Here is a 12,124-nt window from a genome sequence, read left to right on the forward strand (position 1 = left end):
TGTATAAGGATGTATAGGGCTTCATTCCAGCATTATTTTTTTATGGTTTATTTTATGGAGTAGAGCGCAATGAATCGCAAAATGGTGCCACTATTATTACTTGTTGCGACAGGATTATTAGTTAAACCTGTAATGGCAGTGACCGACATAAAACAAGATGTAAAATCACATCAGCGATTCGGCGTGGTTAGTTTACAAGGTTCTATTTTAGAACCAACATGTACTATCTCAGCAGGAAGCCGAGAGCAAGTTATTTCTTTAAGTACCGTGTCTATTCCAACCTTAGCTGTCGAAGGCCAAGGACCTATTGAATATTTCTCTATTCGATTAACAGAATGTTCTCTTGTTGACCAAAAAGGTATGCAAGCTGAGCGTCCTCGTTTTATTGCTACTTTTGAAGGCCCCGCACAGAACGGATTATTCCAACTTTTTGGTGACGCGAAAGGTGTTTCGTTAGCTATTGCTGACCGTTATGGAAGATTGGCAATACCAGGGAAACCTCTACCTCCTGTGGATATTGATACAAAATCGTTGTCTTTGCTATATCAAGCAAGGCTCGTCAAAAATAACGAAATTCCACGAGCAGGTAATTACCAAGCAACCCTGCGTTTTAAACTCGAATATTATTAAATGGATTGGTTGGATTATTTATGGCTAAATCATTCAAAACTGCTTCACGAAAAGCAGAAAAAAAGAGTAATCAGCATACTATTCGACCTGTTGCGGCACTGATCTATTTAATTATTGCTGGTATGGCAAGTGCTTCTAATGTGGTGTTTGCTACTAGTGATATCGAGTTTAACTCTGATATTCTTGATCTTAAAGATAAACAAAATATTGATTTATCTGACTTCTCTCGTGCTGGCTATATTATGCCAGGAAGATATGAGTTCATTGTTAAAGTTAATAATAATGAATTACCTGATCTCTATACTATTAATTATATTGTTCCCGAAAATGATCCTAAAGCGAGTATTCCTTGTATTCCTCGTGATTTGGTCAATCAATTTACGCTGAAACCTGAGTGGATTAAAGCGGTGACTTGGAAGGATGGCGACGCGTGTCTTGATGAGTCTTCATTACCAGGTATGACAACAAGCACTAACTTAGGTGCGGGTAGCTTTATTGTCACCATTCCTCAAGCTTATGTTGAGTATTCAACTGAAGACTGGGATCCACCTTCTCGTTGGGATGAGGGTATTTCAGGTCTTATTTTTGACTATAACGTCAATGCTAACGTCAATGATCCTGCAAACGGTAAGCAAACACAACAAGTAACGGGGAGCGGTACTGCGGGTGCAAACTTAGGTGTTTGGCGTTTTCGTGCTGATTGGCAAGCAAGCTATCAACATACAACAGGCGTTAACAGTAGTTCAGAAAATGATTGGGATTGGAGCCAATATTATCTTTATAGAGCAATCACTCAATTGGGCGCTCGCCTTGTTATGGGTGAAACTTACTCACGCTCTGATGTTTTTGATAATTTCCGTTTTACAGGTATCAGTTTACTGACTGATGACCAGATGTTACCACCCAACTTACGCGGTTATGCTCCTGAAGTAACGGGGGTGGCGAAATCTAATGCAAAAGTAACAATTAGTCAGCAAGGCAGAGTGATCTATGAAACTCAGGTCGCGCCAGGTCCATTCCGTATTCAAAATCTTAATGATGCAGTGAGTGGTAAGCTTGATATTCGAGTAGAAGAGCAAGATGGCTCAGTACAAGAATATCAAATGGATACCGCAAGTATTCCTTACTTAACACGACCTGGTCGAGTGCAATATAAATTATCAGCGGGTAAACCTTCTGATATGGACCATAAAACGGAAGGACCTGTTTTTGCAATGGGTGAGTTTTCATGGGGGATAACAAATGGTTGGTCTCTCTATGGTGGTTCATTAGTTGCAGGCGACTATAATTCTGTTTCTTTAGGTATTGGTCGAGATTTGATGGCATTAGGTGCAATTTCTTTTGATGCCACCCATTCATGGGCAAAAATTCCTAATGATGGTAAGAACTATCATGGTGGTTCTTATCGGGTCAGCTACTCTAAACGTTTTGAAGCAATTAATGGTCAGGTAACTTTCGCCGGTTATCGCTTCTCTGAACGTGACTTTATGAGTATGGAGCAGTATTTAGATCGTCGTTATCGCGATAACAATCGTGATAATAATAAAGAGCTTTATACCGTCACATTAAGTAAGCAATTCCCTGATTGGGGAATGAGTGCCTATCTTAACTATAACCACCAAACTTATTGGAATAAGCCTAATAACGATTATTACAACTTATCATTATCTAAATTTATGGATATTGGTAGGTTCAAAAATATTAACTTTAACTTATCAGCGTATCGCAACAAATTTAACGGCACTAATGATGATGGTGTTTATCTGAATGCCAGTATGCCGTGGAGTGATAAAGCGACAATTAGCTATAACACTGTGATTAATAAACACGGTAATTCACATAACGTAAGTTATTTCGACCGCCTTGATGACAATAATAACTATCGTTTAGGTGCCGGTTTAAGTAGCCGTGGTCGTCCTTCAGCTGACGCCTATTATACCCGTTATGGTGATACTGCATTAGTCACTGCAAGTGCAAGCCATATTCAAGGTGAAAATACATCAGCATCACTTTCATTCCAAGGTGGCGCAACGTTGACACCAAAAGGTGGCGCATTCCACCGTACGGCAATGCCAGGCGCGGCGCGCCTATTAGTTGATACTAATGGTGTTTCTGGAGTACCAGTGAGAAGTTTAGGAGCGGTAAGCTACACCAATGCCTTTGGTAAAGCGGTGCTTCCAGATATTAATAACTATTATCGTAACAGTGCAACAATCGATTTAGATAAATTACCTGATGATGTCGATGCGGTACGTTCAATACAACAATTAACCCTAACTGAAGGGGCTATTGGTTACCGTGAATTTGACGTTATTGCAGGGCAAAAAGCGATGGCAATTGTACGTTTGAAAGACGGTACTTATCCACCATTTGGAGCAAGCATTACCACTACAAAAGGGCGTGAATTGGGGATCGTGAATGATAGCGGTAATGTTTATCTTAGTGGAATAAATTCAGGTGATATTTTAGACGTACGTTGGAGTGGTAAAAAACAGTGCACAGTACAAGTCCCTAAATTAGATGAAGGTTATTTTATTTCTTCACTATTATTAACTTGTGGAGCCACTCCATCAACATCTTCTCCAGCAGAAGAGAGAACCGAATCACCATCTCAACCACAGCTTGTTAAAACAGAAGGTTGAGAAGGGAAAAATTAAACGATTTTATAAACAAAAGAGTAATTAAAGATGATGTTATTAAAGCGCTCATTCATTGTAGCAACCACATTATTAACTGGCATGGTATTCACTCAACAAGCCATTGCTGCGATTGCATTGGATAGAACTCGTGTCATTTTTAATGGAGCTGATAAATCTGTCAGCCTGAATGTTAGTAATCAAAATAAAGATCTCCCTTATTTAGCACAAGGTTGGATGGAAGATATCAATGGGCAAAAAGTGGAAAGTCCATTAATCGTTCTGCCACCTATTCAGCGAATTGAACCAGGTGATAAAAGCCAAATAAAAATACAGGGATTACCTGATGTCGCTAAATTACCTCAAGATAGAGAAAGTGTGTTCTATTTTAACTTACGTGAAATTCCACCACGTAGCGATAAACCGAATGTTTTACAAATTGCTTTACAAACGCGTATTAAACTCTTTTATCGTCCAGCAGCTATTTATGCAACGCAGACAGATTTAACAAATCCTTGGCAGGAAAAAATTACCTTAACAAAAAAAGGTGATACCTATCAGGTAAATAATCCAACACCTTATTTTGTGACCATTGTTGATGGATTAACAGGATTGAAAGGTGAGAGCTTAGCCGGATTTACGCCATTAATGATAGATCCAAAAAGTAGTGCGGATCTTAATTTAAAAGCTTCTGCATTTGGTGCCTCACCAGTATTAAGTTACATCAACGATTACGGTGGACGCCCTCGTTTAAAATTTAGCTGTAGTGGTAACGACTGTAAGGTTGTAGAAACTGCAGTAGGAAATTAATAGGTTTATTTATGGATATGGAACAGCGGTTAAACACAAGCAAAGCAGTGTTGATTTTATTAATGACAGCATTTACTGGTGTCCTGAGTTCAGCTGCTGTTGCAAATACATCATCAAGTATGTTCGCACCTAAAGCGACGACAGTTTCACCGGGTATGGTTCCTGTTAATATTACCGGTTATGTTATCGCTCCTCCACCTTGTGTTATTAATAATGGGCAGATGGTTGAGGTCGATTTTGGCGAAGTAATGAGCACGCGTATTGATGGTGCTAACTATAAACGTCCCATTAATTATAAAGTTGAATGTAAAAAAATGCCGACTAATGCGATGAAAATCTCGGTTGTTGGTGGTGGTGCTGGATTTGATAGTAATGCGCTAAAAACAAATATTACTGGGTTGGGCGTCCGTATACTCTATCAAAATAAATTGTTGCGATTAGGACAAACTGTAAACTTTACTTATCCGAATATACCGGTTCTTGAGGCAATCCCCGTTCGCGATTATTCAGCAACATTAAGCGGTGGTGATTTTTCGGCAATCGCGACACTTCGCATTGAATATCAGTAAGGAGCCGAGACTGTGTATAGCAAATTGAAACATGTTTGTTTGATGACTCTACTTGTAATGGCTCCATTATCAATCAATGCAGCAGACGAACAACCTAATCTAAAATTATTTGGAACATTATTAATTCCGCCACCTTGTGTGATCGAAAATAATAACTTAATCGAAGTTTTTTTTGGCGACAATGTGGGGATTAATCGGATTGATGGAATTAATTACACAAAACCGGTGAATTACACATTAAAGTGCGATCAAAATATAAAAGGTTGGGATCTTACCTTGTCAATAATTGGCCCTAAAAGCCAATTTGATGATGCGGGACTACAAACCAATATGGCAAATCTAGCTATTCATATGATACGTGATGGTCAACCTTTTATTTTAAATGAACGTGTCATTATATCGCCAAGTAAACTACCGATTATTCAAGCTGTACCTGTCAAAAAACCAGGAAGCACGTTGGCAAAAGGCCCATTTGAAGTCACTGCAACATTGCTCGCTGAATATCAATAGGAGAGTGAAAATGAAAATCAAGACATTATCGCTTCCTGTTATTTACGGGCTAACGGTATTGATAGGAAGTATGGCAACAGCCAATGCAGCACCGAATAATATGCGGCTTTATGGTACGTTAGTGGATGAGCCTTGTGTGATTAAGCCGGGTGATGAAACTATTTCTCTGGAATTCGGTAATGTGCCTGATAAAACATTTTATATTGGTTCTGGAAGAACAAATAGCCAAGCATTTCAAATTCATTTATCAGAGTGTGATCTTTCGATTAATAAAAAAGTGAGAGTGACATTTAGTGGTACTGAAAATCAGGCAATGGTCGGGCAAGGTTTTCTTGCTTTAAGTGCAGGAAGCCAAGCAGAAGGTATTGCTATTGGATTAGAAAATTCAGATGGTACACCACTACGGATTAATCAAGAAACCAGTAATATTGCCTTAAATTCAGGGGATTCGATTTTAAGGTTTCGAGCCTTTATACAAGCAGAACCTAATGCTATTGCCAATGAATCAATAAAACGAGGTCGTTTTAGTGCAATAGCCACATTTCACCTGAATTATGATTAATCCTTAAGATTGAGGTTAATATGTCTACCCCAAAACGATTATCAGCATTATTTATATTTAGTGTGATGATGTTATTTTCAACATCATCAATGGCGGCAATTTTTTCTTATATCACAGAATCTAAGCTTGTAGGCTCAAAAGGTGCTGACTATACCTTTATTATTCAACGTTGGGATCCTGAGCCTCCTGGTACATTAAATCCATGTTATGGATGGAAAAGATGTTATATCACAATTAACCACCGGCATGAAGCTGATGGTTCTGGGGGGACAGCAACAAAAAGGATATTAAGCAATGCACAAAATTATCGCACGATGGAAGAATTGCGCCAAGCCGTTTTGGCTAAATTAGCGTTACCTTATGGGCCTAACAAAGCCGTACACAGAGGTGTTGATCCTTCTCTTCTTCAAGAATGTGTGGGGCTATTTTACCAAGAAGAGTCAAGTGGTATTGCTAAAAGTGGTCGTTTATTACCCGGTTCTTCTTGTGGTATAGCACCTCCTCCTGTGGGAGCTTGTCAAATTATTGATGGCTCTGTGAATTTAGACTATGGTGAAATTAATGAGAACGAATTAAATAATGCACGCCGTTCAAAAAATATCAATATCACATGCAATAAGGATATGAGTGTAAAAGTGATTGCGACAGGTATGGTAAGTGATCGTATTCCTTTACGTTCAGATAATAGCTTATATGCAAACTTATATTTAGGAACCCTTAATGGGGGCGAATATCCTGGGGAAGACGGCGCAATTATTTTTGTTCCCAAAGGTAGAGCAACATCAGTATCAGTCAGTTCTGTATTGCGTACAAATGGTCGTGTCGAGGCGGGATTCTTCTCAGGTTCTGGTGCACTTATCTTAACATTGCCATAATAGAGAGAATAGGTTAAAGCATGATGGATTATGATCTTATAGACATCAATGTGAATGAGCTAGTTGGCAAGAGAATACAAAGAAAACGTAAAGAGCTTGGTTATACTGGCGGCCACATTGCTGATAAATTGGGAATTAGCCAACAACAATTCTCACGTTATGAACGCGGGTTAAATAAAATAGACTTGAGTTACCTTGTGACATTGGCGGTCTATTTAAAAACCCCCATTCACTGGTTTTTTGAAGATTGTTTTCATGTTGAAGAAGAAATTGAAGATAGACATGCAAGTAAGTGTATATATTTTATGGCGGAAACTACGCCAGATATTATCTTCTAATCAGTAAATATTTTCTCATTAAGTGATAGATAAAAAGGGCAATAATAAATTGCCCTTTTTATCTTTAAAATATCAACGATATTGTCCTTTTAAAGATTTTTTTGTCATTTTTCTCTTTCTTCTCTCAGACCATCAACTCTTCATTCTGCGTATACTCGAACGTTCAATATCTACTATAAAATTAGTTGCTCACGTTACAAATAATCTAAAGTTTTAACCTATTCTGACCATTTATTCGTCATTACTTTCTCTTTTATAGTAATTACAACCGTTACTATCAGGTTTATCTGAGTGTTTAATCGTTTCTGACTATTAATTGAAGGCATTTTTAATCAGAAAAGGTTAATAAATAATCATGATAATGTTAAAAAATGTTACCTTATGCACATTTTTTAATTTTAGATATTATAAATTAATTTTAATGTAAGTTATTTGTAATTGTATGATTTATTTTTAATTTATTGTTTATTAAAGTAAAAAATATTTTATTTAGCAATTTTATTCAGGGTTTTATCTTAAATAAGGCATTTATAAATAGGATTAACGGATAGTCATAATAAAAAGGGTTGTGTACTGTGCATTTTCTGTTTTTTTATAAAAAGGATAAATGATGCAAACAAAAAAACAGGGAGGCAGTCGCTTTCTACGCACAGTGGAATGGCTAGGAAATGCGCTACCCCATCCCGTTATTTTATTTATTATTTTAATTGCTATTTTACTTGTCTCTTCGGCGGTTGGTGAATATTTCGGTGTTACGGTACAAGATCCCCGACCAGAAGGCGCCAAAGGACGCGCAGATGATGGCTATATCCATATTATTAGTTTGTTAGATGCGGATGGCATTCGTCGTATATTGGCAAATATCGTCACAAACTTTACTGGATTTGCGCCTTTAGGTACGGTGCTGGTGGCGTTATTAGGTGTCGGTATTGCTGAACGCGCAGGTTTATTATCTGCGGTGATGCGTTTAGTGGTAATGAAAGCACCTCGCAAGATGACTACATTGGCAATTGTATTTGCCGGTATTATGTCTAATACCGCGGCTGAATTAGGTTATGTGGTACTGATACCGTTATCAGCAATTATCTTCCATTCATTAGGGCGGCATCCTCTAGCGGGTCTTGCTGCTGCATTTGCGGGTGTTTCTGGCGGTTATTCTGCTAACTTGCTCTTAGGAACGATAGATCCGTTATTATCGGGTATTACACAGCAAGCAGCGCGTATTATAGATCCAACCTATATCGTTGGTGCTGAAGCAAACTGGTACTTTATGTTTGTCAGTACATTCCTTATTACTTTCTTAGGTTACTTCATTACGGAAAAAATCGTTGAGCCTCAACTAGGGCCTTATAACGGTAACGAACTTGATGATGAAGAAAATGATTTAAGGAATGCTGCTGAAGTTACGCCACTAGAAAAGAAAGCACTATGGGCTTCAACAGGGACATTTATTGTGATGGCCGTGATTTTGGCGCTAACGGTTGTTCCTGAAAATGGCATATTGAGAAACCAAGAAACAGGGTTAATTGGTAATTCTCCTTTCTTAAAATCTATTGTTGTCTTTATTTTCTTATTCTTTGCAATACCGGGTATTGTTTACGGATGGATTGCTAAGACAATGCGTACAGATAAAGACATCGTTGATGCTATGGCGAATTCGATGAGTACGCTTGGCCTCTATTTAGTGATTATTTTCTTTGCGGCTCAGTTTGTTGCGTTCTTTGGTTGGACAAACATCGGTCAGGTCATTGCTGTTAAGGGTGCTGCGCTACTTAATAGTATTGATATGCCAAGTGGATTACTGTTCTTAGGCTTTATTTTAATCTGTGCTTTTATTAACTTAATGATTGGTTCAGCATCGGCACAATGGGCTGTGACAGCACCTATCTTTGTACCAATGTTAATGCTTGCAGGTTATGCGCCAGAGACAATCCAAGCAGCATATCGAATAGGAGATTCTGTCACTAATATCATTACACCTATGATGAGTTACTTTGGTTTGATATTAGCAGTCGCAACAAAATATAAGAAAGACACAGGTATTGGTACGATGATCTCTATGATGTTGCCATATTCCGTTATTTTCTTAATTGGTTGGTCATTATTGTTCTACTTATGGGTGTTTGTATTCAATTTACCAGTAGGGCCTGGCTCACCAACATACTACTCTCCAACAGCAGGTTAATTCTCTGCGATGATTGAAGCTTATACAGGGATGTATAGGCTTTTTCTATTTTGATATTTCATTATTTTTGTTCGGTTTCTTTTTTATGATTTACCAATTTTTCTGTTAATTGTGTGGCATAGTCTGCATGTAAAAATTGGGTATCTAAACCTGCTTGTTGCAATTTTAGCTCAAGTAATGCCAAACGCTTTTGCAGTGTTTCATCTTCTATTCCCGTTTCATTTAACGTACTTAGGATTTCCGCTAGAGATAAGGCTTCTTTTCTGTCTTGCATTTCAGGTGGTAAAAAACCAGCATTCTTTAATAAGTGATAGCTTGCTCTGAGTGACTCAGGAACATGGCTATTATCATCAAGTATCAGTGGTTTTCCTTCACCTTTTAGTGATGAAAGTTCTCCTTTTTGTAACGCTTTTTCGATATGGCGTTCAGCCCACTCATCTAAAATAGACACTTTAAACCTCTTTTTTAGTAACTATCGCAATAGAAAAGATCACCACAAATTAAATTGACTTGCTTAGATTATATAATTTGATATTATATTTTTATATTATATAAATAAGTATATCGATAGGGGATCAAAAATGAGCAAGTACAAAGAAATAGTAACAGACATTGCAGGTAACATGGGGGCATTGTCTCAAAATATTCCAGAAGTGATGAAAGCTTTTATGAGCACGACAAAAGCGGGTGGTAAAGAAGGTGCTTTAGATGCAAAAACAAAAGAATTGATCGCTATTGCAATTGCTGTTGCGAATCGTTGTGATGGCTGTATTGGATTTCATACAAAAACACTTGTAGAGCTTGGCACAACAGAACAAGAACTTGCAGAAGCATTAGGTGTTGCTATTTATATGGGCGGTGGTCCTTCAGTTATGTATGCATCCAACACCATGGGCGCTTTTAAAGAGTTTAGTAAATAAGATTTTTATCATCATATGATTAAATAAAGTAATCAGAAACCAGAATAAGTTCCTTCTGGTTTTTTTTATTTATATACTTTGTTTACCTTCTGTTTATATTTAACAGTTATCCTCTATGTTTTGTTTTAATACTATCTAGATAATCTTTTAATAAAAAGACGTTCATTATTTAATAAAAAATTAATCTTTTATTATTTTGATTTCTAACGAGATGGTTTATCGTATTGATTTTTATTGGTAAAATTTCCATTAAACGTTATTTGGGTTGGTTGGGAATAAATAAAAACAATAATTAATTATAATTTAATAAATAATATTGAATCTTTTATAGGATAGCTATTCTAAGTGAATAGTTTGTATAACGTGATATTGTTTTATTTTAACGGGGAATATATGCGTGTTGACTTTGTAGAAAAATATAAATGGTTTCTACTTTTTATTTTTGTATTTCTAACTTATTTAATTCCTCTCGAAACGCGACTACTCTGGCAACCAGATGAGATCCGCTATGCTGAAATTAGCCGAGAAATGCTGGTATCAGGTAATTGGTCAGTACCTTACATGCTGGATATTCGCTATTTTGAAAAGCCAGTATTGGGGTATTGGCTAAACAGTATTGCACAATGGTTATTTGGCGGAGGTAATTTTTCTGTTCGCATTGTTGTTGTAACTTCAACCTTATTAACCGGCTTATTTGTTTATCGTGCCACTATGCTAGTTTGGCATAACCGTACTTTGGCGTTTAATGCACTAGTGGTCTTTTTATCCTCGTTTCTTGTGTTAGCAATTGGTACCTACAATATTCTTGATCCTATCGTGACAATGTTTGTCACTATTGCGATGTATTACTTTTTAAGTGGATTATCTGCACAAAATAGAAAGTCAAAAATCAATGCTTATATTTTAGTCGGTATTTTCTGTGGATTAGGTTTTTTAACTAAAGGTTTTATTGCTGTTGTATTACCTGCGTTAGTTTTTGTTGTAACCGCAATTAGCTCATCTCGTTTTAAAGAAGTCCTTTGTTATGCGCCAATAGCGCTTATCTCAATGCTTGTTATTGCAGGCCCTTGGGTGATTTCTGTTGCACTTCAAGCCCCTGATTATTGGCACTACTTCTTTTGGATTGAACACGTTCAACGTTTTGTTGAAAAGGATTCAGCAAGATCGCAACCTATGTGGTTTTATTTACCTATTATTGTTTTGGGTATTTTGCCGTGGTTAGGGTTCTTATTTGGCGCTCTTAAATCTGCTATTTTTTTGAAAAAGGGAACGCTTTATTTTTCGTTTTGGTTATTCCTGTTTTTTGCATTCTTTTCTGCCTCCAGCGGTAAGTTATTAACCTATATGTTACCTTGTTTTGTGCCACTCTCTATATTGATTGCACATTATATGGAAGAGCTAAAAGATAAACAAAATGAAAAAATTCATAATATCAATGCGATCATAAATACTATTTTTGGGCTTATAGGCGTTTCTATTATTGCTTATTCGCTGTTCTCTACACGATTTACGTTATATGAAACACATGAGCAATATAAAGCGCTGCTGGGTATTGTGGGCTTTTTATTTTGGAGTGTGATGGGAATTGCTTCACTCTTTAAACCCACACGTTTACTGACTTTATTCTGCTCGATAGGATTAAGTCTAGTAATTGGGTATGCCATTCCTCATAAAGTTGAAAGCAAAAGCACCCCTGAAAAAGCAATTAATCACTATTACAGTGAGCTAGCAGATAAGCCTTATATTTTAACTGATGAAGTGGGGATTGGAACGTCCTTAGCATGGAGTTTAAAACGCACTGATATTCGTTTAACAGAGACGAAAGGAGAGCTTGCCTATGGTCTGGCATATCCTGATGTGCAAAATAAATATTATGATCTTAAGCAGTTAGTTAACTTAATTGAAGAGAATAACTATCAAGGGCTTGCGATTGTTTTAGTCCGACCAGAGCGAAAAGAAATATTATCTGTTATAAGTCAGTTAAAGGTAAAACCTATTGTAGAAAAACAGGGTGATTTAACATTCGTTTTCTTTAATTAATTGATTTGACACTCTATTTCTATTTTTCAAAAGACGGTTATAAAAGAGA

General features: G+C 36.9%; 12 protein-coding genes. 11 read left to right on the forward strand and 1 reads right to left on the reverse strand.

The features are described 5' to 3' along the window. Positions 1 to 69 precede the first annotated feature (69 nt). The 9 genes from GTH25_RS04015 to GTH25_RS04055 all read left to right on the forward strand — a co-directional run bounded on the left by GTH25_RS04015 (position 70) and on the right by GTH25_RS04055 (position 9,115). Positions 70 to 630 (forward strand): fimbrial protein, encoded by a 561-nt coding sequence (locus tag GTH25_RS04015; protein ID WP_099659918.1) that lies wholly within the window; start codon positions 70 to 72, stop codon positions 628 to 630. Between the two features lie 20 nt (positions 631 to 650). Continuing rightward, complete coding sequence (locus GTH25_RS04020) at positions 651 to 3,272, forward strand: outer membrane usher protein (protein ID WP_164530343.1); 2,622 nt, start codon at positions 651 to 653, stop codon at positions 3,270 to 3,272. A gap of 45 nt (positions 3,273 to 3,317) precedes the next feature. After that, positions 3,318 to 4,076: a fimbria/pilus periplasmic chaperone gene (locus GTH25_RS04025; protein WP_075674090.1), complete on the forward strand. Its 759-nt coding sequence runs from the start codon at positions 3,318 to 3,320 to the stop codon at positions 4,074 to 4,076. Positions 4,077 to 4,087: 11 nt separating this feature from the next. Beyond that, positions 4,088 to 4,645 carry a fimbrial protein gene (locus tag GTH25_RS04030; protein ID WP_075674091.1) on the forward strand — a complete coding sequence of 186 codons (558 nt, stop codon included), beginning with the start codon at positions 4,088 to 4,090 and terminating at the stop codon, positions 4,643 to 4,645. A gap of 12 nt (positions 4,646 to 4,657) precedes the next feature. Continuing rightward, the gene (locus GTH25_RS04035; protein ID WP_238795305.1) at positions 4,658 to 5,155 is read left to right on the forward strand and encodes a fimbrial protein; all 498 of its coding nucleotides are present in this window, start codon (positions 4,658 to 4,660) and stop codon (positions 5,153 to 5,155) included. Between the two features lie 10 nt (positions 5,156 to 5,165). Beyond that, the gene (locus GTH25_RS04040) at positions 5,166 to 5,717 is read left to right on the forward strand and encodes a fimbrial protein (protein ID WP_164530344.1); all 552 of its coding nucleotides are present in this window, start codon (positions 5,166 to 5,168) and stop codon (positions 5,715 to 5,717) included. 20 nt (positions 5,718 to 5,737) lie between these two features. Beyond that, the gene (locus GTH25_RS04045) at positions 5,738 to 6,592 is read left to right on the forward strand and encodes an MrpH family fimbial adhesin (RefSeq protein WP_075674093.1); all 855 of its coding nucleotides are present in this window, start codon (positions 5,738 to 5,740) and stop codon (positions 6,590 to 6,592) included. Between the two features lie 20 nt (positions 6,593 to 6,612). After that, positions 6,613 to 6,930, forward strand: coding sequence for a helix-turn-helix domain-containing protein (locus GTH25_RS04050; protein WP_075674094.1), 318 nt, complete (start codon positions 6,613 to 6,615; stop codon positions 6,928 to 6,930). 610 nt (positions 6,931 to 7,540) lie between these two features. Continuing rightward, a complete protein-coding gene (locus GTH25_RS04055; RefSeq protein WP_164530345.1) occupies positions 7,541 to 9,115 on the forward strand; it encodes an AbgT family transporter in 1,575 nt (524 codons plus the stop codon). A gap of 61 nt (positions 9,116 to 9,176) precedes the next feature. Here GTH25_RS04055 and GTH25_RS04060 read toward each other — a convergent pair whose 3' ends face one another. Next, positions 9,177 to 9,566: a DnaJ family domain-containing protein gene (locus GTH25_RS04060; protein WP_075674096.1), complete on the reverse strand. Its 390-nt coding sequence runs from the start codon at positions 9,564 to 9,566 to the stop codon at positions 9,177 to 9,179. A 130-nt stretch (positions 9,567 to 9,696) separates the two neighbouring features. On the opposite strand from GTH25_RS04060, the gene GTH25_RS04065 reads away from it, so the two are divergent. Both GTH25_RS04065 and arnT read left to right on the forward strand, forming a co-directional pair. Further along, entirely contained in the window at positions 9,697 to 10,035 is a 339-nt protein-coding gene (locus GTH25_RS04065; RefSeq protein WP_023581047.1) for a carboxymuconolactone decarboxylase family protein, read from the forward strand. A gap of 393 nt (positions 10,036 to 10,428) precedes the next feature. Next, the gene (arnT, locus tag GTH25_RS04070) at positions 10,429 to 12,075 is read left to right on the forward strand and encodes a lipid IV(A) 4-amino-4-deoxy-L-arabinosyltransferase (protein WP_099659915.1); all 1,647 of its coding nucleotides are present in this window, start codon (positions 10,429 to 10,431) and stop codon (positions 12,073 to 12,075) included. The last annotated feature ends 49 nt before the right edge of the window (positions 12,076 to 12,124 follow it).

The sequence above is a fragment of the Proteus terrae subsp. cibarius genome (assembly GCF_011045835.1).
GTDB classification, from domain to species: Bacteria; Pseudomonadota; Gammaproteobacteria; order Enterobacterales; family Enterobacteriaceae; genus Proteus; species Proteus cibarius.